Raw genomic sequence first — 23,238 nt, 5'->3', positions numbered from 1 at the left:
CGCGACACAAGGCCGCTCCTACAGGAGATCGCATCCCCCTGTAGGAGCGGCCTTGTGTCGCGATGGGCCGCAAAGCGGCCCCGGCAATACTCAGCCTTCCTCAGGCCAGAAGCGCAGCGGCTTGCCTTCGGCCGGCCAGAAACGCATCTGCTCGATAGGCGACACATCCCAGCGCTGCACTGTTTCCAGCGCCTGCAGGAAGCGCTTTTCCTGCTCCATCAACGCCGGTGCGCAGAGCTTGCGGGTCTTGCCGACCTTGCCGAAGCTCAGGTGCTCGCCGTCCAGTGTGTACGGCGCAAACCAGTGGTTGCAGCCGCCGTTGCCATAGGCACGGCCATCGCTGGCCAAGGTCAGGGTCAGGTGGCTGTAATCGATCAGCGGCCGTTCGCCAATCCACTCCAGCACGTAGCTGCGCTCCTGCTGCAGTTTCGAAGGTTCCGCGGCGCAGCCGAGCAGGCCGGTGGCAATCAGCACGCCGGTCAGCAGATTCTTCACTCGGCGCTCTCCTGGCAACGCGGGCACAGGTGTTTTTCGCCACGGCTGGCCCAGCCCAGCTCGGCAACGCGCGCGCTGGCGGCAGGCTGGCGGGCTTTCTTGCCCAGCTTGGCGTCCACCGCGAACTCGAAGTCCAGCACGGCGTCGCAGCTGTCGCACGCAACCTGCCAGGTGAGGATTTCCAGCTCGTTGAACACCGGGCCGCTGGCCACGGCAACCCACTGGCCGCGTGGGTTGATCAGGTGGCGCACGCTCTCCACTGTCAGGCGCATGGACAAGTCCTTGCTGCCCTTGAGGGTGACCAGCAGGGTGTCGCCTTTGTGCATCGAACCGCCGTTGCCGGTGACCTGATAGCGGCCCGGCACCAGGGCGCGGCACTCGATCAGGGTGTGTTGCGGGTTGAAAAGGGTGTAGCGGAAATCGTGCTCGACCATGGGTCCTCCAGAAATGCCGCGTATCCTAGCACTAACCCATCACCAGATTCTGTGGATTGCCTGCCGCCCAGCGGTTGATGTTGTCCAGCGTGGTCGCGGCGATGGCATCCAGTGCCTCGCGGGTAAGGAACGCCTGGTGGGCAGTGATGATCACGTTGGGGAAGGTCAGCAGGCGGGCCAGTACGTCGTCCTGCAGCGGCAGGTCGGAGCGGTCTTCGAAGAACAGCTGGGCTTCTTCTTCGTAGACGTCCAGGCCCAGGTAGCCGAGCTGGCCGCTCTTCAGCGCGTCGATCAGCGCCGGGGTGTCGACCAGCGCGCCGCGGCCGGTGTTGATCAGCATGGCGCCGGGCTGCAGCTGGGCCAGGCTTTGTGCATTGACAAGGTGCCGGGTGTGCTCGGTCAGCGGGCAGTGCAGGCTGATGACGCGGGCTTCGCGCAGCAGTTCGGGCAATGGCAGGTAGCGCGCGCCCAAGGCCAGCAGGTCGGGGTTGGGGTAAGGGTCATAGGCCAGCAACTGGCAGCCGAAACCGGCCATGATGCGGGCAAAGGCGGTGCCGATCTGGCCGGTACCGACCACGCCGACGGTCTTGCCGTGCAGGTCGAAGCCGGTCAGCCCATGCAGGGTGAAGTCACCCTCGCGGGTGCGGTTGTAGGCCCGGTGCAGGCGCCGGTTCAGGGCCAGGATCAGCGCCACCGCGTGTTCGGCCACGGCGTGCGGCGAGTAGGCCGGCACTCGCACTACGGTCAGGCCCAGGCGCTGGGCGGCGGCCAGGTCGACATGGTTGTAGCCGGCCGAACGCAGGGCGACCAGGCGCGTGCCACCTGCGGCCAGGCGTTGCAGCACCTGGGCGTCGAGCTCGTCATTGATGAAGGCGCATACCACCTCGTAGCCATCGGCCAGGGCAGCGGTGTCGAGGGTCAGGCGGGCAGGCTGGAAGTGCAGGTCCAGGGTGGTGCCGTTGGCGGCACTGGTGAAGCTTTCCTGGTCGTAGTGCTGGCTGCTGAACAACAGGGCGCGCATGGTGGGGCTTCCTTTGCAATGGTCTGGGGATTGTAGCCAGCGGGTTGAAAGGGGTGTTGACCTGGACCGGCCCTATCGCCGGCAAGCCAGCTCCCACAGGTACAACACAGCCTTCAAGAGCAGTGATTTCCTGTGGGAGCTGGCTTGCCGGCGATAGGGCCGGTGAGGTCAGGCGCTCAACCTTGCCTGCGCCGCCAAGCGGTTGATTGCCGCATCCAGTTCGTCCAGTGCCTGCTGTGCCAGCGGGTTTTCCTGCTTGAGCAAGGTCTCGCTGCGCTGGCACGCGGCCCGCAACTGCGGCACGCCGCAATAGCGCGAGGCGCCGTTCAGGCGGTGCACCTGTTCGATCAGGCCGTTGCGGTCGTCGGCCTCGCGGGCAGCGCGTATGGCTTCGCGGTCGGCTTCCAGCGAGGTCAGCAGCATGCTCAGCATATCCGCCGCCAGGTCCGCCTTGCCGGCGGCCAGGCGCAGGCCTTCCTCGGGGTCCAGCACCTTCAGGTCATCACCGTTGGCCAGTTGCTCGGCCAGGCGTTCCTGCTGTGGCGCGCCCAGGCTCAGGCCGGTCCATTTCATTACCACCTGGGCCAGCTGCCGTTCGCTGATCGGCTTGGTCAGGTAGTCGTCCATGCCACCGTGCAGCAACGCGCGCTTCTCGTTGGCCATGGCGTGGGCGGTGAGGGCGACGATCGGCAGCGGGTTGCCGCTTTGGGTGTTTTCCCACAGGCGAATCTGCTCGGTGCAGGCGCGGCCGTCCATGCCGGGCATCTGCACGTCCATCAGCACCAGGTCGAACGGCTCGTCCTGCACCGCCTGCACCGCCGCATAGCCGTTGTCGACAGCCAGCACCTCGGCGCCCAGGTCTTCGAGCAGGGTCTGCACCAGCAGCAGGTTGGCGGGGTTGTCGTCGACGCAGAGGATCTTCGGCTGGCGCTGGCCGTTGACGCTGTTCACCTCGCCCTGCGGGCGGCGCGGCTGCACCAGTTCCAGCAACAGGCGGCGCAGTTTGCGCGTGCAGGTCGGCTTGGACAGCAACTGGCCATGGCCGTTGGGCAGGTACGGATGGTACAGCGCCTGCTCGGTGGTCGGGCACAGCACCACGCACTGGCAATGGTAGCGCTCGAGCTGCTGGTGGTAATGGCCCAGCTGCTCGGGCGACAGGTTGCCAAGGTTGGCCCCGAGCACGGCGAACTCGAACGGCAAGCCAGCCTGGCTGGCGGCCTGCACACCCTGCAGCAGCTGGTCGTAGGAGGCGAACAGGCTGACGCTGAGGCCGCAGTCTTCCAACTGGTGTTCCAACGCCTGGCGCGCCAGCTCGTGGCCGTCGACGATGGCTGCGCGGCGGCCCAGCAGCGGTTGCAGCGGCAACTCCTCGACACCATCGTGGGCCTTGGGCAGGTTGAGGCTGATCCAGAACTGCGAACCCTCGCCCGGGGTGCTGTCGACGCCGATCTCGCCGCCCATCTGCTCGATCAGGCGCTTGGAAATCACCAGCCCCAGGCCGGTGCCGCCGGGCTGGCGGGCCAGCGAGTTGTCGGCCTGGCTGAAGGCCTGGAACAGCGTACGCACATCCTGTGGCGACAGGCCGATGCCGGTGTCCTGCACGCTGATGCGCAGCTGCGCACTGTCTTCGTGCTCGTCTTCGAGCATGGCGCGCACGACGATGGTGCCTTCGCGGGTGAACTTGATGGCGTTGCTGACCAGGTTGGTAAGGATCTGCTTGAGCCGCAACGGGTCGCCGATCAGCGACGACGGGGTATCGCGGTAGATCAGGCTGAGCAGCTCCAGCTGCTTGGCGTGGGCGGCCGGGGCGAGGATGGTCAGGGTGTCCTGGATCAGGTCGCGCAGGTTGAAGGGGATGCTGTCGAGCACCAGCTTGCCGGCCTCGATCTTGGAGAAGTCGAGGATCTCGTTGATGATCCCCAGCAGGTTGTCGGCGGATTTCTCGATAGTGCTCAGGTAGTCCAGCTGGCGCGGTGTCAGCTCGCTTTTCTGCAGCAGGTGGGTGAAACCGAGGATGCCGTTGAGCGGGGTGCGGATTTCGTGGCTCATGTTGGCCAGGAACTCCGACTTGATGCGGCTGGCTTCCAGGGCTTCCTTGCGCGCCATGTCCAGCTCGATGTTCTGGATCTCGATGGTTTCCAGGTTCTGGCGCACGTCCTCGGTGGCCTGGTCGATGCTGTGCTGCAGCTCTTCGTGGGCGTTGTGCAGGGTTTCGGCCATGCGGTTGATGCCGCGCGCCAGCTCGTCCAGCTCATGGCTGCCCATGGCCGGCAGGCGTTCCTCGAGGTGGCCGTCCTTGAGCTGGTTGACCGCGTGCTTGATGCGCTTGATCGGGTCGTTGATGGTGCGGCTCATGCGCAGTGCCAGCAGGCCGCTGAGCACCAGGCAGGCGAGGATCAGCAGCAGGCTGGTGAACAGGTTGCGGTAGCCGCGCAGCAGGGTGCCGTCGTGGGACAGCTCGATCTCGACCCAGCCCAGCAGGCGTTCGGATTCGGCCGGCACGGCATCGGTGGCCAGGTCGCGATGGTGGCCGAACACCGGCATCAGGTAGCGTGTGGCGTCATTGCCGCTGCGTTGCAGCAGCTGGGTGCCGGTGCCGCCGCTGGGTGGCTGGTTGAGCATGCTCGGGCCGGCGTGGGCCAGGCGCGTGCGGTCCGGGGCCAGGAAGGCGACCGCACGCACATCGGCCTGCTCCAGGGTTTGCGCGGCAATGCGCTCAAGTTGTGCCGGTGCCAGCTTGGCCATGGCGGGTGCGGCCAGTGGCGCCAGTTGCTCGGCGATCATCTTGCCGCGTTGCAGCAGCTGGGTGCGCAGGTCGTTCTGTTGCAGCCAGGTGAAGTAACTACCCAGCACCAGGGCCATCAGGCCGGCCGGCAGCAGGGCCAGCAGCAGGACCCGGCTGCGAATTCCCAAGCGATCGAGCACACTCGCCTCCTGTCATGTGCCTGGACGCCGTCAAGCGATGACGGCCAAGCCGGGAAGTTACTCCGCCTGCCGCGCTATTGCACCTCTTTAGTACGTGTTTTGCGCCCTTGCAGGGGCTTTGGTCGCAGGGCGGTTGCCTGGCAGGCGCTGGATACTCAATAATTGCGCAATTGAGAATGCATGGCAGTTGCCAATGAATCCTGTAGCTATTCACAACTCCAATATCCTCGCCATCGAGGATGACCCGGTCCTCGGTGCCTACCTGCACGAAGAGCTGCAGCGCGGCGGCTTCCAGGTGACCTGGTGCCGCAATGGCCTGGAGGGCCTGGAAACGGCGGGGCGCCAGGCTTTCGACGTGGTGCTCATGGACATCCTGCTGCCCGGGCTCAACGGCCTGGATGCCCTTGCGCAGTTGCGCAAGCGCAGCGCCACGCCGGTGATCCTGATGTCGGCGCTGGGCGCCGAGGCCGACCGCATCAGCGGTTTCCAGCGCGGTGCCGACGACTACCTGCCCAAGCCGTTCAGCATGGCCGAGCTGCAGGTACGCATCGAGGCCATCCTGCGCCGCGTCGCCCTCGAGCGGCGCCATCAAGCCCCGCAGGCGCGTGCCGGCAGCGGCGAACTGCAATACGACGAGGCACTGTGCGACGTGCGCCTGGAGGGTCGCCTGGCCGGCCTGACTCCCAGCGAATACCGCCTGCTCGACATCCTCAACCGCAACCTCGACGAAGTGCTGAGCAAGCCGTTCCTCTACCAGCAAGTGCTGCAGCGAGGCTATTCGCGGCATGACCGCAGCCTGGACATGCACGTCAGCCAGATCCGTCGCAAGCTCAAGGGCATCGGCTATCACGAACGGCAGATCCGCACCGTGTGGGGCAAAGGCTACGTACTCAGCGCCAGCGAGGCGGAGTGACCCATGCTCGACCGCCACTCGCTGTTCTGGAAGCTGGCGATCCTGCTGGTGGGCTTCTGCCTGCTGATGATCGGCCTCAGCTACACCTGGGGTCGGCACATGGAAACCCAGAACGCCTTCCTCTCGGAACCGGCGCGGCAGGCCTTGCGTGGCTACGCTGCCGAGGCCGAGCAGGCCTGGCGCAGCGGTGGGCGGGCAGGGCTGGACCGTTGGGTGGCGGCGATGCACCAGCGCGAACGCGGCTGGGTTGGCGTGCTCGACCTCAACCTGCGGCCGCTGGACAGCGCCAGTCTCGACCCGCAGATCATGCAGCGGCTGACCCGCCTGCGCGGTGTCGACTGGCCGATGAGCCGGCGCAGCGTCGAGCAGCCGTGGCTGCGCATACCGTTCCCGGGGGCTCCGGAGCAGGGCCTGCTGGTGATCGAACTACCGCAGCGCTTCAACCCCGGGCAGTATCGGATGCTGTGGCGCATCGTCACCAACGGCATCATCCCCGGCCTGTTCACCCTGCTGTTGTGCGTGGGCCTTTACCGCATGCTGATCGTGCCGTTGAACCAGTTGCGCGAGCAGGCCAATGCCTGGCGCGCCGACCAGTTGTCGGCTCGCCTCGACCCACGCACCATCGCCCGGCATGACGAGTTGGGCGAACTGGCCCGGGCCTTCGACCAGATGGCCGAGCGGCTGCAGGGTACGGTAGCCATGCAGCAGCAGTTGCTGCGTGACCTGTCCCACGAAATGCGTACGCCACTCAGCCGGCTGCGGGTGGCCTGCGATGGCGAAACCGACCTGCAGCGCCTGCGTGAACGCCTGACGCGGGAGGTGGACTGCATGCAGCAGCTGGTCGAGGACACCCTGCAACTGGCCTGGCAGGACGCCGAACGTGCGCCGATGAACCTGGAGCCGATCGAGGTGCAGGCGCTGTGGGAGCTGCTGGCCGAGAATGCCAGCTATGAAAGCGGCTGGTCGCTGGCGCGGCTGCGCTGCGAAGTACCGGCCGACTGCTGGGTGCAGGGCAACCTGAACCACCTGGCCCAGGCGCTGGAGAACCTGTTGCGCAATGCCATTCGTCATTCGCCAGCCGATGGTGTGGTGCGCCTCGGTGGGCAGCGTGAAGGCGGGTATTGGCGGTTGTGGCTGGAAGACGAAGGCGGAGGCGTGGCTGAAGAAGACCTGGAGCGGATCTTTGCACCGTTCTCGCGGCTGGACGGTTCGCGGCCCGGGGATGGCGGTTTCGGCCTGGGGCTGAGCATTGCCCGCAGTGCCATCCAGCGCCAGGGTGGCACCTTGTGGGCGCAGAATGGCAAGCGCGGGCTGCGGTTGTGGATGAGATTGCCGTTACATGTGCCGGCCTCACCACAGCGCTTGAATTTAACGCGGTCCCTGTAGGAGCGGCCTTGTGTCGCGATGGGGCGCGCAGCGGCCCCTAGGTTTCAGCTTCGCCGCATATATTGCCGGGGCCGCTGCGCGCCCCATCGCGACACAAGGCCGCTCCTACAAAGGCCGTGCACGCAATACACGCCGATATATAGCTTGTAGCTATATTCACCACAGATTGCGTGATATGGCCGGGAAGGGTTTGCCGGTATGATAGGCACCCCTGCCGTCCGGATTGTGAAATACGCCATGACCTTGCAGTACCCAACCATCGCCGATTGCGTCGGCAATACGCCCCTGGTTCGCCTGCAGCGTATCGCTGGCGAAACCAGCAACACCCTCCTGCTCAAGCTCGAAGGTAACAATCCCGCCGGCTCGGTGAAGGACCGCCCGGCACTGTCGATGATCACCCGCGCCGAACTGCGTGGCCAGATCAAACCCGGCGACACCCTGATCGAAGCCACCTCCGGCAACACCGGCATCGCTCTGGCGATGGCTGCGGCGATCAAGGGCTACAAGATGATCCTGATCATGCCCGACAACTCTACCGCCGAGCGCAAGGCCGCCATGACCGCCTACGGCGCCGAGCTGATCCTGGTGACCAAGGAGGAGGGCATGGAAGGCGCCCGTGACCTGGCCGAGAAGCTGCAGGCCGAAGGCCGCGGCCTGGTGCTGGACCAGTTCGCCAACGGCGACAACCCCATCGCCCACTACAACAGCACCGGCCCCGAGATCTGGCAGCAGACCCAGGGCACCATCACTCATTTCATCAGCTCCATGGGTACCACCGGTACCATCATGGGCTGCTCGCAGTACCTCAAGGAACAGAACCCGGCGGTGCAGATCATCGGCCTGCAACCAATGGAAGGCTCGGCCATTCCGGGCATCCGCCGCTGGCCCGAGGAATACCTGCCGAAAATCTTCGACGCCAGCCGTGTCGACCGCGTGGTCGACATGTCGCAGCAGGAAGCCGAGGAAACCACCCGTCGCCTTGCCCGTGAAGAGGGCATTTTCTGCGGCGTGTCTTCCGGTGGTGCAGTCGCGGCCATGCTGCGCCTGTCCCGCGAGGTGGAAAATGCCACGATGGTCGCCATCATCTGCGACCGCGGCGACCGTTACCTGTCCACCGGCCTGTTCGACCCGAGCTAAATGTCCAAGAAGAAAAGCAACAGCGGCCTGCGCTTCCAGCCGGCCGGCGGCAACCGCAGCCCCCAGGTCCCGGTGGGCAAGAAGCAGCGCCTGGAAATCGAGCGCCTGGCCGGTGACGGCCGGGGCATTGCCTTCCACGAGGGGCGCACCTGGTTCGTCAGTGGCGCCCTGGCCGGCGAGGCCGTAGAGGCGCGGGTGCTCAATGCCCGCGGCAAAGTGGTCGAGGCCCGCCTTGAGCGCCTGCTGCAGGCCAGCCCCGAGCGCCGTCAGGCACCATGCCGGCATTACGAGCGCTGCGGTGGCTGCAACCTGCAGCACCTGCCGCATGAAGCGCAACTGGCGCTCAAGCAGCGCACCCTGGCCGAGCAGCTGCAGCGGGTGGCCGGCGTGCAGCCCGAGGAATGGGCCGCACCGCTGAGCGGGCCGGAGTTCGGTTACCGGCGCCGCGCCCGCGTGGCCGTACGCTGGGACGCCAAGGCGCGCCAGCTGGAGGTCGGCTTCCGCGCCGAAGCCAGCCAGGACATCATTGCCATCGACGATTGCGCGGTGCTGGTACAGCCCTTGCAATCGATTCTGCGCCACTTGCCGACCGTGCTGCGCTCGCTGAGCAAGCCGCAGGCGCTGGGCCATGTGGAACTGTTCAGCGGCACTGCCGAGGCGCTGCTGGTGCGCCATGTCGCGCCGTTGCCGGCTGAAGACCTGGCCAGGTTGCAGGCATTCTGCGAGCAGGCCAATGCCCAGCTGTGGCTGCAGGGCGAAGGTGAGCCGGCGCCAGTGGACCCGGCCGCGCAACTGGGCTTTGCCCTGGCGCCCTGGCAGCTGGAGCTGGCCTGGCGCCCGGGTGACTTCGTGCAGGTGAATGCCCAGGTCAACACGGCGATGATCGAGCAGGCCCTGGCATGGCTGGCACCCCAGGCCGACGAGCGCGTGCTGGACCTGTTCTGCGGCCTGGGCAACTTCGCCCTGCCGCTGGCCCGCCAGGCGCGCGAGGTGGTTGCTGTGGAAGGTGTGCAGGCCATGGTCGATCGGGCCGCGGCAAATGCCCGGAACAACAATGTGCATAACGCACGGTTTTTTCAGGCCGATTTATCGCAGCCTTTGGCGGGCGCCGGATGGGCCGCCGAGGGCTTTTCTGCGGTACTCTTGGATCCACCGCGCGACGGTGCTTTCGAGGTGGTGCAAGGCATCGCCCGCCTCAAGGCCAGAAGGCTGGTCTATGTATCGTGCAACCCGGCCACGCTGGCGCGAGACGCCCAGGTGCTGGTCGGCCAGGGGTACCGGTTAAAAAGGGCCGGGATTCTCGACATGTTTCCTCAGACGGCGCATGTCGAGGCCATGGCGTTATTCGAAGCGGGCTAGCTGACTGGCCCCTTGGTGCGGCTTTCACGGAAGGGTGGCCGCACGGTGATTGCCAGCGCACCCGCGTGGTGCGCTGTATGGAAAGGTAAAACAAAGATGGTACAGGTGAGAGTGCACCAGCCGGTCAACACCGACGGCAGTATCAATCTCGAAGCATGGTTGGACCATGTGGTAAGCGTCGATTCGGCACTGGATCGCGCAGCGCTGAAAGAGGCCTGCGAGTTTGCCCATGAAGTCGAGAAAAAGGGCAACCCGGCCAAGCATTCCTGGGCGGACGGTACGTCCAGCTTCCAGGCGGGCCTGGAGATCGCCGAAATCCTCGCCGACCTCAAGCTCGACCAGGATTCCCTGGTGGCGGCGGTCATCTACCGCTCGGTGCGCGAGGGCAAGGTGACTCTGGCCGAGGTCAGCCAGCGCTTTGGCCCGGTGGTGTCCAAGCTGATCGACGGTGTGCTGCGCATGGCTGCGATCAGCGCCAGCCTCAGCCCGCGCCAATCGCTGGTACTGGGTTCGCAGGCGCAGGTCGAGAACCTGCGCAAGATGCTCGTGGCCATGGTCGACGACGTGCGCGTGGCGCTGATCAAGCTGGCCGAGCGTACCTGCGCGATCCGTGCGGTCAAGGCCGCCGACGACGAGAAACGCCTGCGTGTCGCGCGCGAGGTGTTCGACATCTATGCGCCGCTGGCGCACCGCCTGGGTATCGGCCACATCAAGTGGGAGCTGGAAGACCTGTCCTTCCGCTACCTAGAACCCGACCAGTACAAACAGATTGCCAAGCTGCTGCACGAGCGCCGGCTGGACCGCGAGCGCTTCATCAGCGAGGTGATGAACCAGCTGCAGAACGAGCTGCTGGCCACTGGCGTCAAGGCCGACATCAGCGGCCGGGCGAAACATATCTATTCGATCTGGCGCAAGATGCAGCGCAAAGGCCTGGAATTCAGCCAGATCTACGACGTGCGCGCGGTACGCGTGCTGGTGCCGGAAATCCGCGACTGCTACACCGCGCTGGGCATCGTGCACACCCTGTGGCGGCATATCCCCAAGGAGTTCGACGACTACATCGCCAACCCCAAGGAGAACGGCTATCGCTCGCTGCACACCGCGGTGATCGGCCCCGAGGGCAAGGTGCTGGAAGTGCAGATCCGTACCCACGGCATGCACGAGGAGGCCGAGCTTGGGGTTTGCGCCCACTGGCGCTACAAGGGCACCGACGTCAAGTCCAGTTCCAACCATTACGAAGAGAAGATCTCCTGGCTGCGCCAGGTGCTGGAGTGGCACGAAGAGCTGGGCGATATCGGTGGCCTGGCCGAGCAGCTGCGGGTCGACATCGAGCCGGACCGGGTCTACGTGTTCACCCCGGACGGCCACGCCATCGACTTGCCAAAGGGTGCCACGCCGCTGGACTTCGCCTACCGCGTGCACACCGAAATCGGCCACAACTGCCGCGGCGCCAAGATCAACGGGCGCATCGTGCCGCTCAACTACAGCCTGCAGACCGGCGAGCAGGTCGAGATCATCACCAGCAAGCACGGCAACCCCAGCCGTGACTGGTTGAACTCCAACCTGGGCTACGTCACCACCTCGCGGGCGCGGGCCAAGATCGTGCACTGGTTCAAGCTGCAGGCACGCGACCAGAACGTCGCTGCCGGCAAGACCTTGCTCGAACGCGAGCTCAGCCGCCTGGGCCTGCCGCAGGTGGATTTCGAGCGCCTGGCCGAGAAGACCAACGTCAAGACCGCCGAGGACATGTTCGCCTCGCTCGGTGCTGGCGACCTGCGCCTGGCGCACCTGGTCAACGCCGCCCAGCAGTTGCTGGAGCCCGAGCGCATCGAGCAGATCGAACTGGTACCGCGCAAGCCTACCGGGCCGCGTACCGGCAAGCGTGGCGACATCCAGATCCAGGGCGTCGGCAACCTGCTGACGCAGATGGCTGGCTGCTGCCAGCCGCTGCCGGGTGACGCCATCGTCGGCTACATCACCCAGGGCCGCGGCGTGAGCATCCACCGCCAGGACTGCGCCTCGGTGCTGCAGTTGGCGGGCAAGGAGCCGGAGCGCATGATCCAGGTCAGCTGGGGGCCGATCCCGGTGCAGACCTACCCGGTCGACATCGTCATCCGTGCCTACGATCGCCCGGGCTTGCTGCGCGATGTGTCGCAAGTGCTGCTGAACGAAAAGATCAACGTGCTGGCGGTGAACACCCGCTCGAACAAGGAAGACAACACCGCGCTGATGTCGCTGACCATCGAGATTCCAGGCCTGGATGCGCTGGGGCGCCTGCTGGGGCGCATCTCGCAGTTGCCGAACATCATCGAGACGCGGCGTAATCGTACCCCTTGAGACCGCGGTGCCTGCTTCGCGGGCTTGCCCGCTCCCACAGGCAAGATGCAGATTTCGAAACCTGCATGCATCCTGTGGGAGCGGGCAAGCCCGCGAAGAAGCCACCACCGAAGGACCTGCCTGAATGACCTACACCCTCGAAGACCTGCTGCACCTCATGGCCCGCCTGCGCGACCCGCAGTACGGCTGCCCGTGGGACCTGAAGCAGAACTACGCGAGCATCGTCCCGCACACCATCGAAGAGGCCTACGAGGTTGCTGACACCATCGAGCGTGGCGACTTCGAGCACCTGCAAGGTGAGCTGGGCGACCTGCTGTTCCAGGTGGTCTACTACAGCCAGCTGGCCCGCGAGGAAGGGCGTTTCGAGTTCGACGGCGTGGTCGACAGCATCACCCGCAAGCTCATTCGCCGTCACCCGCATGTATTCCCCACCGGTGAGCTGTACGCGCCGGTGGACACCCCCAGCCTGAGCGAGGCCCAGGTCAAGTCACGCTGGGAAGAAATCAAGGCTGAAGAGCGGGCGGAAAAGAGCCAGCCCGAACAGCTGTCGCTGCTCGACGACGTACCAGCGGCATTGCCGGCATTGTCGCGGGCAGCCAAACTGCAAAAGCGCGCGGCCACGGTCGGTTTCGACTGGCCTGCGGCATTGCCGGTGCTGGACAAGGTCCGCGAAGAGCTGGACGAAGTGCTGCAGGCCATGGCCGACGGCGATGCCGATGCGCTCGAGGATGAAATCGGCGACCTGCTGTTTGCCGCCGTCAACCTGGCCCGTCACCTCAAGCATGACCCGGAACACGCCCTGCGCCGTGCCAATCGCAAGTTCGAGCGGCGTTTCCGCTTCATCGAACAGGCATTGCGCGACAGTGGCCGACCCATCGAAGATTGTAACCTTGACGAACTGGATGCCCTTTGGGGTGAAGCCAAACGTCAGGAAAAGAACCTGCCCAGCTGCAGCTGAGCTGTTGCATAAGTGAGTGAACATTCATGAGCCTTTCCCTTCGCGACCAACTGCTCAAAGCCGGTCTGGTCAACCAGAAACAGGTTTCCCAGGCCAACAAGGCCGAGAAGAAACAGAAACGCCTGGAGCACAAAGGCCAGGTCGAGGTGGACGACAGCCAGCAGCGCTTGGCCAAGGAAGCCATGGCCGAGAAAGCCAAGCGTGACCAGGAACTGAACCGCCAGCAGCAGGAAAAAGCCGAGCAGAAGGCCCGCGCCGCGCAGATCAAGCAGTTGATCGAAGCGACTCGCCTGCCGAAGCTGAGCACCGAGGACTACTACAACTTCGTCGACGACAAGAAGGTCAAGCGCATTGCCGTCAATGCCTTGATGCGGACCAAGCTGAGCAATGGCGCGCTGGCCGTGGTGTCGTTTGCCGGCGGTTACGAGGTGATCCCTCGGGAGGCGGCGGTGAAGATCCAGGAGCGCGACCCCAACCGTATCCTGTTGCTGAATACCCATGTCGAGGAAGCGGACGAGGACGACCCGTACGCGGCCTACAAGATCCCTGATGATCTGATGTGGTAACCACGAAAAACCCCGCCTTGGCGGGGTTTTTCATTTGAAGATGGGTCATTGCGTGGCGCGCTGGTTTTCCAGGTTTTCCAGCTCTGTACGGTACTGGTGTGCTTCATGTTCGTTGTGGAACATCCCCACCAGCTGGCCCTGTTGGTGCACATCCCAGATCCGCACACCAGCGGCCAGGCCTTCGTGGGACATTTTCGATTCGTCGCGTTCGGTTACTTGGACTGTCATCGTTAAACTCCACTGCTTCAGTTGGCTGCGACACTGTGTCGCACAACCTCTTTATAGAATTTGTTAGCAGGCTAAGTAAATAAAACCGGCATGAAACAAGTTTCATGATCAGCCTTTGGGCCGGCAGGTGCGCTTTTGTAGGAGCGGCCTTGTGTCGCGATGGGGCGCGCAGCGGTCCCGGCAATCTTGCGTTGAGGCAAAGATCCTGGGGACGCTGCGCGCCCCATCGCGACACAAGGCCGCTCCTACAGGCGTCGGTGCAAGGCAGGCAGAAAAAAGCCCCGCACAAGGCGGGGCTTCGGGTGCTGCAGGCAGCGCTGGCTCAGTTGCCCTTCACCGGCTTGCCATCGACCGTGCCATCCTGCAGCACGATCACGTATTCCTTGCCATCGGTCTCGACCTGGCGCAGTTGCACCAGCAGGTAGTCCCAGTTCTTGGCGAACCAAAGCTCGGTGATGCGCTTGCTCTGGCTTGGGTCGCGCACGCGCTCGACCTTCACCGCATCGACCTGGCCGGTCTTGGTAGTGACCTTTTCGGTGCCCAGCACGCGGAAGTCGTAGGTGTCGATCTCGTCACCGTCGACCACCTGGTAGGTCATGCTCTTCTTGCCGGCGGCCACGTCATGCTGCAGGGCCAGTTGGTAGGACGACTTGTCCAGCACGCCACGGTTCAGCGGCAGGCTGATGGCATCGCCACGGTCGCTGCCGGTGACCTTCTTGCTGTTCCAGTCGAAGGTCAGGTCGACCTTCTTGGCCTTGCCCAGGCCGCCACGCTCGAAGTGATACTTCTGCGGCAGCAGCGTGTCGTTGTCCAGGCGCAGGGTGCTTTGCTCGGTCAGGCTGGCGATCATCATGGAAGCCTTGAAGTTAAGGTCCCAGGTACCGTTGGCATTCTTGACCAGGCTGCGCTCGGCGGTGCCGCTCATGGGCAGTTGCTTCCAGTCTGCGGTGTAGCTGGCCGAGAAAGGCTTCAGATCAGCTGCCTGGAGGGGCAGGGCGAGCACGGCGAGAGCCAAGAGCAGGGCGCGACGCATAAATTCTCCTAGGATCGAATCAAGTGACCGCTGGCCGCCAGGGGCTGGCCATCCAGTAATGCACCCAGTTCGCCAAGGCGCAAGCGCCCTTCGGCGAACCAGCGCACCGCCAGCGGGTAGATCAGGTGTTCCTGGCGGTGTACCCGCTGGGCCAGGCTTTCGACGGTGTCGTCAGACGCCACCGGTACCACAGCCTGTACGACCAGTGGGCCGCCATCGAGTTCCTCAGTCACGAAGTGTACGCTGCAGCCATGCTCGGCGTCGCCTGCCTCCAGCGCCCGGCGGTGGGTATGCAGGCCCTTGTACTTGGGCAGCAGCGACGGGTGGATGTTGAGCAGGCGGCCCTGGTAGTGGCGCACGAAGTCGCCACTGAGGATGCGCATGAAACCGGCCAGCACCACCAGGTCCGGGGCGAAAGCGTCGATGCGCGCCATCAGCGCGGCATCGAAGGCTTCACGGCCGTCGAACTGGGTGTGCTCGAGCACGACGCTGTCGATGCCGGCCGCCGCGGCGCGTTGCAGGCCGTAGGCATCGGCGCGGTTGGAAACCACCGCACGGATGCGCACCGGGCTGTCCTGGCCTTGGCAGCTGTCGATCAGGGCTTGCAGGTTGCTGCCGGAGCCCGACAGCAGTACCACTACATTGCAGGTCTTGCTTGGCATCAGTGTGCCTTGAGGTTCTGCAGCTCGACCTGGGCAGCGCCCTCGGCGGCTTCGGCGATGTGGCCGATCACCCATGGCTGCTCGCCAGCGGCGCGCAGTTCGTTCAGGGCAGCTTCTACCTGATCCTGGGCCACGCAGATGACCATGCCGACGCCGCAGTTCAGCACGCGGTGCATTTCATGCTCGTCGACGTTGCCTTTTTCCTGCAGGAAATCGAACACCGCCGGGCGCTGCCAGCTGGCCACGTCGATGACCGCCTGGGCGTTGGCCGGCAGTACGCGCGGGATGTTGTCCAGCAGGCCACCACCGGTGATGTGGGCCATGGCCTTGACCGCGCCGGTGTTCTTGATCAGTTGCAGCAGCGGCTTGACGTAGATGCGGGTCGGCGCCATCAGCAGGTCGGTCAGTGGCTTGCCGTCGAGCTGGGTGTTCTCGATGTCGGTGGCGGACACTTCGAGGATCTTGCGGATCAGCGAGTAGCCGTTGGAGTGCGGGCCCGAGGACGGCAGGGCGATCAGTGCGTCGCCGGTGGCAACCTTGGAGCCGTCGATGATCTCGGCCTTTTCCACCACGCCGACGCAGAAGCCGGCCAGGTCGTAGTCTTCGCCTTCGTACATGCCAGGCATTTCGGCGGTTTCACCACCGACCAGCGAGCAGCCGGCCAGTTCGCAACCGGCACCGATGCCGGTGACCACGGTGGCGGCTACGTCGACGTTAAGTTTGCCGGTGGCATAGTAGTCGAGGAAGAACAGCGGCTCGGCGCCGCACACTACCAGGTCGTTGACGCACATGGCGACCAGGTCCTGGCCGATGCTGTCGTGCTTGTTCAGGTTCAGTGCCAGGCGCAGCTTGGTGCCGACGCCGTCGGTGCCGGAGACCAGCACCGGCTGCTTGTAGCCGGCCGGGATCTCGCAGAGGGCGCCGAAGCCGCCCAGGCCACCCATGACTTCAGGGCGTGCGGTGCGTTTTGCCACGCCCTTGATGCGTTCGACCAGTGCTTCGCCGGCGTCGATGTCTACACCGGCGTCCTTGTAGCTCAGGGAGGGTTGCTTGCTCATTGATCCAGGCCTTTAGGAGGGAGGGATTCTTAAAAACGACCATGACGGCCAAGGCCGGCTGGTAAGCGGCGGCTGCCTGAAACGTCAGTGGTCTGTGAAGGCGCGCGATTTTATCAGGGTTGCCGGGCAGCGGCCATCCTCAGGCCGACGGGCAGGTGCCGAAAGCATTAAAAAAACATCCTTTCACGGGCCGCGACTGGTTGCCGCGCGGGTGGCTGTATAAGGTATAGGAAAGGTGGCAGGCAGAAATGCCCGGTGCCACGGAGCATTTCTTGCCCGTGGCGGTCACAGCCTGCAGGCAGCGCTCCGTCGCTCCATGTGTTCTGGACAGGAATCCTCCATGCGTCTCTTCAATATTCTGGCAGTCGGTTGCCTGGCCCTGATCTCGGCCACTGCCCAGGCTGAAAGTGTCTCCGGCCTGTACCAGGTGCGCGAACCGGTATCCGGGCAGGGCGCCGAAGCCCGTGCCGCGGCTACCATCCAGGCCCTCGATACCCTGGTAACGCGCCTGACCGGCGACCCCAAGGCAGCGCAAAGCCCGGCATTGGCCGGGCTGCGCAAGGACCCGCAGCAAATCATCAACCAGGTCGCCAGCGAAGCCGGGCCACCCGAGTCGGTGCTGGTCGAGTTCGACCCTGGCAGTACCGAACGGGCCTTGCGCAAGGCCGGCCTGGCCTTGTGGGGCAGCAACCGCCCCTCGATCCTCGGCTGGTGGCTGAACGACAGTGCGGAAGGCAGCAACCTGGTCGGTGACGGCCAGGCCAGCGCCCAACCCCTGCGCCGCGCCGCGCAGCACCGTGGCCTGCCGTTGCGCCTGCCTCTGGCCGACCTGCAGGAGCAACTGGTGGCCAATGCCGAGCAGATCGAAGGCAGTGACCCTGCGGCGCTGCGCGAAGCCTCAGGGCGCTACGGCGCCGATGCCTTGCTGGCGGTGCATGCCCGGGAAGCCGACGGCAAGTGGCAGGGCAAATGGCAGCTGTGGCTGGGCGACCAGCGTGAACAAGGCACTGCCGAAGGTGCCGACCCGGCAGCACTGGCCGATGCCGTGATGCTGGCGCTCAGCAGTCGCCTGGCGCCGCGCTACGTCACCCGCCCGGGCGCCAGCAGCCAGTTGCAGGTGCAAGTGCAGGGGATGAACCTGCAGCGCTACGCAGAGCTTGCCCGCGTGCTCGAACCCTTTGGCCCGCGCCTGCAGATGGCCGAAGGCAGCACCCTGACCTACGGCGTGACCGCCAACCGCGAACAGCTGCGCGCCCAGCTTGGCCTGGCCAAGCTGCAGGAAGTACCGGTAGAGCAGGCGCCTGCTGTGCAGCCCCCTCCAGCTCCGGCAGACGCTGCCGGCGCTGGGCAACCAGTGCCGGCCCAGCCAGCACCCAAGCCGTTCGACGGTTTGCGTTTTCGCTGGTAAGGGGAGCACACCGTGACCGACGTACGTCGTTGGATCTGGCTGGGCGTTGCCCTGCTGGTCGCCGTGCTGCTTTACAGCCTGCACAATATTCTTACCCCGTTCCTGGTCGGCATCCTGCTGGCCTACCTGGCCGACCCGCTGGTCGACCGCCTGGAGCGCCTGGGGCTGTCGCGCACCTGGGGCGTGGTGGTGGTTTTCGGCCTGTTTACCTTGCTGTTGCTGGCCTTGCTGCTGGTATTGGTGCCGCTGCTGGCCAAGCAGCTGGTGCGCCTGTACGAACTGGCGCCGCAGATGCTCGACTGGCTCGAGCACGTGGCGCTGCCCTGGGTGCAGAGCCGCCTGGGCCTGGCTGACGGCTTCTGGAAGTTCGACAAGATCAAGGCCGCCATCGGCACGCACATGGGCCAGACCACCGATATCGTCGGCGTGCTGCTGTCCCATGCCACCGCATCGAGCCTGGCGCTGATGGCCTGGCTGGCCAACATGGTGCTGATCCCGGTGGTGGGTTTCTATCTGTTGCGTGACTGGGACCTGATGATGGCCAAGCTGCGTGGCCTGTTGCCGCGCCAGCGTGAGCCGCAAGTGATGGGCCTGGCGGGCGAATGCCATGAAGTGCTGGGGGCGTTCGTGCGCGGGCAATTGATGGTGATGGTGGCCCTGGGCATCATCTATTCGGCCGGGCTGATGCTGGTGGGGCTGGAACTGGGGCTGCTGATCGGCATGCTCGCCGGGCTGGCTGCCATCGTGCCGTACATGGGCTTCATCATCGGCATCGGCGCGGCCTTGGTGGCTGGCCTGTTCCAGTTCGGCGGCGACCTGTACCCGATGCTGGGGATCGTCGCGGTGTTCATGGTCGGGCAGGCGCTGGAAGGCATGGTGCTGACCCCGCTGCTGGTCGGCGACCGTATCGGCCTGCACCCGGTGGCGGTGATCTTCGCGATCCTGGCCGGCGGTGAGCTGTTCGGCTTTACCGGGGTGTTGCTGGCGCTGCCGGTGGCGGCGGTGATCATGGTGCTGCTGCGGCATGTACATGACCTGTACAAGGAATCGGACATGTATGCCGGGGATATCGACCCGGAGTTGTGATCCCGGGGCCGCCTTGATGCCGGCCAGTTAAGAAATTGGGGCCGCGTTGCGGCCCTTCGCGGGCTTGCCCGCTCCCACAGGTGTGTCGCTGAGGCCATGATTTACGCGCCCCTGTGGGAGCGGGCAAGCCCGCGAAGGGCTGCAAAGCAGCCCCAAAACAGCAAAAAAAACCGCAACTCGTTGATTTTACTTGTGCTATCCGCTGCCGCGATTGTGCGCCCCGCGCTGCGGGTATAGACTTTGCACATTGTTCACCAAAGGCCCCCTGCGGTCCTGTCGACCGCCCGCGAGCATGAAACCACCGATCCAGTTGCCCCTGGGTGTGCGCCTGCGCGATGACGCCACCTTCATCAACTACTATCCGGGCGCCAATGCCGCGGCATTGGGCTACGTCGAGCGGCTATGCGAAGCCGACGCCGGCTGGACCGAGAGCCTTATCTACCTGTGGGGCAAGCAAGGTGTTGGCCGTACCCACCTGCTACAGGCCGCCACCCACCGCTTCCAGCAACGCGGCGAGCCAGCCGTCTACCTGCCACTGGCGCAATTGCTCGATCGTGGCGTAGGGCTGCTCGACTACCTGGCCCAGTACGAACTGGTGTGCATCGACGACCTGCACGTGATCGCCGGCAAGGCTGACTGGGAAGAGGCCATGTTCCACCTGTTCAACCGCCTGCGTGACAGCGGCCGGCGCCTGCTGCTGGCTGCCTCGGCGTCGCCGCGCGAACTGCCGATCAAGCTGCCCGACCTGAAGTCGCGGCTGACCCTGGCCCTGGTGTTCCAGATGCGTGGCCTGTCCGACGAAGACAAGCTGCGTGCCCTGCAACTGCGTGCTTCGCGCCGTGGCCTGCACCTTACCGACGAAGTCGGTCACTTCATCCTCACCCGCGGCGCACGCAGCATGAGTGCGTTGTTCGACCTGCTCGAACGTCTCGACCAGGCCTCGTTGCAGGCACAACGCAAGCTCACCATCCCGTTCCTCAAGGAAACCCTGGGTTGGTAACCCCGAAAACGCTGGGCCAGAGCGGCAAAACAAAAAAGTCACATCTTTTTCGATAAAATTTGCAAATGGCCATGATAGAGGGCATAGTTTCACCCTTCTAAAGGATTACAGACACGGTCGTGCCCATGCTGAAGCGCTTCGCACCCCTCGTGCCACTCGCACTCGTGACCCTGCTTTTTGGCTGCGCGGCCCAAGGCCCAGCTTCTCATTCAGAGCCGCAGCCCCAGGATCACTCCCCGATCGCCGCACAATCGGCGTTCAAGGCCAAAGCCTCGTCCTCGTCGGTATTCGGCGAGCCGGAAGAGCTGGCCACCGAAGATGACCTGGAGGCTTTCTCCAGCAGCAAGCCTTACCAGTTGCCAGCTCTGGCTGACAGCATTCTCGAGCGCGGCATGTCGCTGATCGGCACCCGCTACCGCTTCGGTGGTACCTCGGAGAAGTCCGGCTTCGACTGCAGTGGTTTCATCGGCTACCTGTTCCGCGAAGAGGCGGGCGTTACCCTGCCGCGTTCCACGCGTGAAATGATCAACGTCGATGCCCCGAAAGTGGCCCGCAACAAGCTCAAGCCAGGTGACCTGCTGTTCTTCAGCACCAATGGTCGCGGCCGCGTGAGCCATGCCGGCATCTACCTGGGTGACAACCAGTTCATCCACTCCAGCAGCCGCCGCAGTGGTGGCGTGCGCATCGACAGCCTCGGTGACCGCTACTGGAGCAAGACCTTCATCGAAGCCAAGCGTGCCTTGGCCATGGCGCCGACCACCAATATCGCGCGCAACTGATAGCAAAATGATATATCCTGCCGCGGCGGCGATGCTTTGAAAAAAGCTCGCCGCCGTGCGCATTTATAGAAAGCGTCTAATCTAAATTCTCAATTCTTTTCGGCTGCGGCCCAGCGGACTCAGACAGGATGTTCTGGCCATGGTAAAGATGGCGCGCTTCGCATTTCTCTCCTTGGCAGCCTTGCTTGCTGCCTGCTCCAGCCGTGCGCCTGCGCCGGCCCCTGTGGTACAGCCGCAGGTAACCTATAGCCAGGCCAGCCCTTCGCCGATTGCCGATGACGTGCTGATGCGTGCTATCGGCCTGGTGGGCACGCCTTATCGCTGGGGCGGCAACACACCGGACTCCGGTTTCGATTGCAGTGGTCTGATCAAGTACGTCTACCGTGATGCTGCCGGCATCAGCCTGCCGCGTTCGACGCGTGAGATGATCGTCATGCGCGCGCCAACCGTGGATGCCAAGTCGCTGCAGTCCGGTGACCTGGTGTTCTTCGCCACCAGTGGCGGCTCGCAGGTCAGCCATGCTGGCATTTATGTCGGGGAAGGGCGCTTCGTGCATGCACCTTCCAGCGGTGGCACGGTGCGCCTGGACTACCTGTCCAACAGCTACTGGGCCAAGGCTTACCTGCAGGCCAAACGCGTCATTCCGCAAGGGCATCTGGCGCAGAACCCCTGAGGACAGGCGGGGCTTTGCTCACCCGCCAGACCACATTGCCGACATCATCGGCTACCAGCACGCCGCCACGCCCGTCGGTGATCACGCCGACCGGGCGCCCTTGGGCCTTGCCATGCTCATCCAGAAAACCGGTAAGCAGGTCCACAGGCTTGCCCGAAGGTTTTCCTGAAGGGTCGAACGGCACGAAAATCACCTTGTAGCCACTGTGCGGCTTGCGGTTCCACGACCCGTGCTGGCCCACGAATGCCCCTTCTTCGAAGGGCGGTGGTAGCCCATTCGGTTGGGCGAATGCCAGCCCCAGCGATGCCGTGTGTGGGCCCACGGCGTAGTCGGGCACTAGCGCCTGGGCTACTTTTTCAGGCGCTGGCGGTTGCACGCGCTCGTCCACGTGGCGGCCGTAGTAGCTGTAGGGCCAACCATAGAAACCGCCGTCCTTCACGGAAGTGATGTAGTCCGGTACCAGATCGCTACCGATCTCGTCACGCTCGTTGACTGCCGTCCACAACGCGCCGCTGTGCGGCTCCCAGGCCAGGCCGTTAGGGTTGCGCAGGCCGGTGGCGAACAGGCGGTGCTGGCCGCTGGCGGGGTCCACTTCCCAGATCGCGGCGCGTCCCTGTTCCTTGTCCATACCGTTTTCGCTTACGTTGCTGTTGGAGCCGACCGTCACGAAAAGCTTCTTGCCATCGGGGCTGGCGATGACGTTCTTGGTCCAGTGGTGGTTGAGCGGCCCGCCTGGCAACTCGACTACCGGCTGGCCTTCATTGCGAATTTGCATGGCTCCGGGCTCGTAGTGAAAGCGCAGCAGCCTGTCGGTGTTGGCGACGTAGAGGTCCTTGCCGACCAGGGCCATGCCGAACGGTGAGTTGAGCTCTTCGATGAAGGTCGTGCGGATTTCAGCCACGCCGTCGTGGTCGGCATCCCGTAGCAGGGTAATGCGGTTGGCGCTGGGCACGCCTGCACCTGCCCGCTTCATCACCTTCTTCATGACCCAACCGCGCAGGCCCTTGCCATCTTCGGGTTTGGGCGGGGCATTGGTTTCAGCTACCAGCACGTCGCCGTTGGGCAGCAGGTATAGCCAGCGAGGGTGGTCGAGTCCGCTGGCGAACGCTTTCACCTGAGTGCCTGGTGCTGCTTCGGGCTTGGCGTCCTTGGGCCAGCCCACTGCCGGGGCGATATTCACGGTGGGGAGGGTGGTCTTGACCGGAGCAGGCAGCTGGGGGGTTGGGCCACTGCCGTCGAGTACATTCAGCAGGGCGGTTTCGCCGCAGGCAGTCAGGCTGGCGGCCAATAGCCAAGGCATCAGGTGTTTCATGGGCGGCATCCTCCGTAAGAAGGCCTATGGAACTGAGAGGTCGGCGACGTTCGCCGGGTTCCCGGGAACCATCCAACTGCCGTTGCCGTTGCCGTTGCCGTTGCTTTTGCTTTTGCTTTTGCTTCTAAGCGCGCGATAGTTCAGGCGCCGCCGATTGCGACTTCAGGAGGCCGAGCGAAGGGACTGCGGAGGGAGGTGACGGGCATGGATGCCCGTCAAGCGCTGAGGCCCCATGGATGGGGCCTGCAGCGCGTACTCCCGGGAGCAGGCCCGTAGCGAGGGAACCCCGGAGCGAAGCGTAGGGGCCGGATGATAGGAGCCAGCGTTTTTTGGTTACTTTTTGTCGCGTTTGACAAAAAGTGACCCGCCGTAAGGGCGGAAAGGTGATTAAGCGCCACCTTCGAAAATGAATGTTGACCTTGTTGTTGATGCCCACGCTTGAAAGCGAAGAGCGAAGAGCGAAGAGCG

21 protein-coding genes are annotated in these 23,238 nt (G+C 64.5%); 12 read left to right on the top strand and 9 right to left on the bottom strand.

The features are described 5' to 3' along the window. Positions 1-90: 90 nt before the first annotated feature. The 4 genes from CAG00_RS26050 to CAG00_RS26035 form a co-directional block, all read right to left on the bottom strand. Positions 91-495 (bottom strand): META domain-containing protein, encoded by a 405-nt coding sequence (locus CAG00_RS26050; RefSeq protein WP_004375489.1) that lies wholly within the window; start codon positions 493-495, stop codon positions 91-93. Beyond that, positions 492-929: a hypothetical protein gene (locus CAG00_RS26045; protein ID WP_004375491.1), complete on the bottom strand. Its 438-nt coding sequence runs from the start codon at positions 927-929 to the stop codon at positions 492-494. The genes CAG00_RS26050 and CAG00_RS26045 overlap by 4 nt, the downstream gene beginning before the upstream one ends. 31 nt (positions 930-960) lie before the next feature. Beyond that, positions 961-1,950 (bottom strand): 2-hydroxyacid dehydrogenase, encoded by a 990-nt coding sequence (locus CAG00_RS26040; RefSeq protein WP_085665683.1) that lies wholly within the window; start codon positions 1,948-1,950, stop codon positions 961-963. A 168-nt stretch (positions 1,951-2,118) separates the two neighbouring features. Beyond that, positions 2,119-4,875, bottom strand: a complete 2,757-nt coding sequence (locus CAG00_RS26035) for a response regulator (protein WP_075044003.1) — start codon at positions 4,873-4,875, stop codon at positions 2,119-2,121. Between the two features lie 193 nt (positions 4,876-5,068). Between CAG00_RS26035 and CAG00_RS26030 the strand changes: the two genes are divergently transcribed. The 7 genes from CAG00_RS26030 (at position 5,069) to CAG00_RS26000 (ending at position 13,531) form a co-directional block, all read left to right on the top strand. Next, complete coding sequence (locus CAG00_RS26030; RefSeq protein WP_025338009.1) at positions 5,069-5,788, top strand: response regulator transcription factor; 720 nt, start codon at positions 5,069-5,071, stop codon at positions 5,786-5,788. Positions 5,789-5,791: 3 nt separating this feature from the next. After that, the gene (locus CAG00_RS26025; protein ID WP_085665682.1) at positions 5,792-7,174 is read left to right on the top strand and encodes a sensor histidine kinase; all 1,383 of its coding nucleotides are present in this window, start codon (positions 5,792-5,794) and stop codon (positions 7,172-7,174) included. A 237-nt stretch (positions 7,175-7,411) separates the two neighbouring features. Beyond that, positions 7,412-8,311 carry a cysteine synthase CysM gene (gene cysM / locus CAG00_RS26020; protein ID WP_043936067.1) on the top strand — a complete coding sequence of 300 codons (900 nt, stop codon included), beginning with the start codon at positions 7,412-7,414 and terminating at the stop codon, positions 8,309-8,311. Further along, positions 8,312-9,670: a 23S rRNA (uracil(1939)-C(5))-methyltransferase RlmD gene (rlmD, locus tag CAG00_RS26015; RefSeq protein ID WP_085665681.1), complete on the top strand. Its 1,359-nt coding sequence runs from the start codon at positions 8,312-8,314 to the stop codon at positions 9,668-9,670. 96 nt (positions 9,671-9,766) lie between these two features. Then, the gene (gene relA, locus CAG00_RS26010) at positions 9,767-12,007 is read left to right on the top strand and encodes a GTP diphosphokinase (RefSeq protein ID WP_015269231.1); all 2,241 of its coding nucleotides are present in this window, start codon (positions 9,767-9,769) and stop codon (positions 12,005-12,007) included. A 124-nt stretch (positions 12,008-12,131) separates the two neighbouring features. Then, positions 12,132-12,965 carry a nucleoside triphosphate pyrophosphohydrolase gene (gene mazG, locus CAG00_RS26005; protein WP_075044006.1) on the top strand — a complete coding sequence of 278 codons (834 nt, stop codon included), beginning with the start codon at positions 12,132-12,134 and terminating at the stop codon, positions 12,963-12,965. 26 nt (positions 12,966-12,991) lie between these two features. Continuing rightward, positions 12,992-13,531 carry a DUF2058 domain-containing protein gene (locus CAG00_RS26000; protein WP_025338014.1) on the top strand — a complete coding sequence of 180 codons (540 nt, stop codon included), beginning with the start codon at positions 12,992-12,994 and terminating at the stop codon, positions 13,529-13,531. 45 nt (positions 13,532-13,576) lie between these two features. Here CAG00_RS26000 and CAG00_RS25995 read toward each other — a convergent pair whose 3' ends face one another. The 4 genes from CAG00_RS25995 to purM form a co-directional block, all read right to left on the bottom strand. Next, entirely contained in the window at positions 13,577-13,759 is a 183-nt protein-coding gene (locus CAG00_RS25995) for a hypothetical protein (protein ID WP_003257734.1), read from the bottom strand. 322 nt (positions 13,760-14,081) lie between these two features. Beyond that, positions 14,082-14,792 (bottom strand): DUF3108 domain-containing protein, encoded by a 711-nt coding sequence (locus tag CAG00_RS25990; RefSeq protein ID WP_025338015.1) that lies wholly within the window; start codon positions 14,790-14,792, stop codon positions 14,082-14,084. An 8-nt stretch (positions 14,793-14,800) separates the two neighbouring features. Further along, positions 14,801-15,454 (bottom strand): phosphoribosylglycinamide formyltransferase, encoded by a 654-nt coding sequence (gene purN / locus CAG00_RS25985; RefSeq protein WP_085665680.1) that lies wholly within the window; start codon positions 15,452-15,454, stop codon positions 14,801-14,803. Continuing rightward, positions 15,454-16,512 carry a phosphoribosylformylglycinamidine cyclo-ligase gene (gene purM, locus CAG00_RS25980; RefSeq protein WP_013971366.1) on the bottom strand — a complete coding sequence of 353 codons (1,059 nt, stop codon included), beginning with the start codon at positions 16,510-16,512 and terminating at the stop codon, positions 15,454-15,456. Before purM ends, purN begins: the two co-directional genes overlap by 1 nt. Before the next feature lie 340 nt (positions 16,513-16,852). Here purM and CAG00_RS25975 point away from each other — a divergent pair, with 340 nt between their 5' ends. The 5 genes from CAG00_RS25975 (at position 16,853) to CAG00_RS25955 (ending at position 21,458) form a co-directional block, all read left to right on the top strand. Beyond that, complete coding sequence (locus tag CAG00_RS25975) at positions 16,853-17,920, top strand: DUF2066 domain-containing protein (RefSeq protein ID WP_085665679.1); 1,068 nt, start codon at positions 16,853-16,855, stop codon at positions 17,918-17,920. A gap of 12 nt (positions 17,921-17,932) precedes the next feature. Then, a complete protein-coding gene (locus CAG00_RS25970; RefSeq protein ID WP_085665678.1) occupies positions 17,933-19,006 on the top strand; it encodes an AI-2E family transporter in 1,074 nt (357 codons plus the stop codon). A gap of 292 nt (positions 19,007-19,298) precedes the next feature. After that, positions 19,299-20,006: a DnaA regulatory inactivator Hda gene (hda, locus tag CAG00_RS25965; RefSeq protein ID WP_013971369.1), complete on the top strand. Its 708-nt coding sequence runs from the start codon at positions 19,299-19,301 to the stop codon at positions 20,004-20,006. Between the two features lie 125 nt (positions 20,007-20,131). After that, positions 20,132-20,785, top strand: coding sequence for a C40 family peptidase (locus CAG00_RS25960; protein WP_084785065.1), 654 nt, complete (start codon positions 20,132-20,134; stop codon positions 20,783-20,785). A gap of 139 nt (positions 20,786-20,924) precedes the next feature. Beyond that, complete coding sequence (locus CAG00_RS25955) at positions 20,925-21,458, top strand: C40 family peptidase (protein ID WP_085665677.1); 534 nt, start codon at positions 20,925-20,927, stop codon at positions 21,456-21,458. Here the strand turns inward: CAG00_RS25955 and CAG00_RS25950 are convergent. Then, complete coding sequence (locus CAG00_RS25950; protein ID WP_085665676.1) at positions 21,424-22,770, bottom strand: sorbosone dehydrogenase family protein; 1,347 nt, start codon at positions 22,768-22,770, stop codon at positions 21,424-21,426. The two genes, CAG00_RS25955 and CAG00_RS25950, sit on opposite strands and share 35 nt — an antisense overlap. Between the last annotated feature and the right edge of the window lie 468 nt (positions 22,771-23,238).

This window comes from Pseudomonas sp. B5(2017) (assembly GCF_002112825.1).
Classification (GTDB): domain Bacteria; phylum Pseudomonadota; class Gammaproteobacteria; order Pseudomonadales; family Pseudomonadaceae; genus Aquipseudomonas; species Aquipseudomonas putida_Z.
Note: the sequence above shows the minus strand (reverse complement) of the source record. Positions and strands in the feature narration are given on the sequence as shown.

Coding starts and splice junctions, on each gene's coding strand:
- CAG00_RS26030 (WP_025338009.1), top strand. CDS start 5,069: ATGAATCCTGTAGCTATTCACAACTCCAATATCCTCGCCATCGAGGAT.
- CAG00_RS26000 (WP_025338014.1), top strand. CDS start 12,992: ATGAGCCTTTCCCTTCGCGACCAACTGCTCAAAGCCGGTCTGGTCAAC.
- CAG00_RS25995 (WP_003257734.1), bottom strand. CDS start 13,759: ATGACAGTCCAAGTAACCGAACGCGACGAATCGAAAATGTCCCACGAA.
- CAG00_RS25960 (WP_084785065.1), top strand. CDS start 20,132: ATGCTGAAGCGCTTCGCACCCCTCGTGCCACTCGCACTCGTGACCCTG.
- purN (WP_085665680.1), bottom strand. CDS start 15,454: ATGCCAAGCAAGACCTGCAATGTAGTGGTACTGCTGTCGGGCTCCGGC.
- CAG00_RS25950 (WP_085665676.1), bottom strand. CDS start 22,770: ATGAAACACCTGATGCCTTGGCTATTGGCCGCCAGCCTGACTGCCTGC.
- CAG00_RS26045 (WP_004375491.1), bottom strand. CDS start 929: ATGGTCGAGCACGATTTCCGCTACACCCTTTTCAACCCGCAACACACC.
- cysM (WP_043936067.1), top strand. CDS start 7,412: ATGACCTTGCAGTACCCAACCATCGCCGATTGCGTCGGCAATACGCCC.
- rlmD (WP_085665681.1), top strand. CDS start 8,312: ATGTCCAAGAAGAAAAGCAACAGCGGCCTGCGCTTCCAGCCGGCCGGC.
- relA (WP_015269231.1), top strand. CDS start 9,767: ATGGTACAGGTGAGAGTGCACCAGCCGGTCAACACCGACGGCAGTATC.
- hda (WP_013971369.1), top strand. CDS start 19,299: ATGAAACCACCGATCCAGTTGCCCCTGGGTGTGCGCCTGCGCGATGAC.
- CAG00_RS26040 (WP_085665683.1), bottom strand. CDS start 1,950: ATGCGCGCCCTGTTGTTCAGCAGCCAGCACTACGACCAGGAAAGCTTC.
- CAG00_RS26025 (WP_085665682.1), top strand. CDS start 5,792: ATGCTCGACCGCCACTCGCTGTTCTGGAAGCTGGCGATCCTGCTGGTG.
- mazG (WP_075044006.1), top strand. CDS start 12,132: ATGACCTACACCCTCGAAGACCTGCTGCACCTCATGGCCCGCCTGCGC.
- CAG00_RS25975 (WP_085665679.1), top strand. CDS start 16,853: ATGCGTCTCTTCAATATTCTGGCAGTCGGTTGCCTGGCCCTGATCTCG.
- CAG00_RS25990 (WP_025338015.1), bottom strand. CDS start 14,792: ATGCGTCGCGCCCTGCTCTTGGCTCTCGCCGTGCTCGCCCTGCCCCTC.
- CAG00_RS25955 (WP_085665677.1), top strand. CDS start 20,925: ATGGTAAAGATGGCGCGCTTCGCATTTCTCTCCTTGGCAGCCTTGCTT.
- purM (WP_013971366.1), bottom strand. CDS start 16,512: ATGAGCAAGCAACCCTCCCTGAGCTACAAGGACGCCGGTGTAGACATC.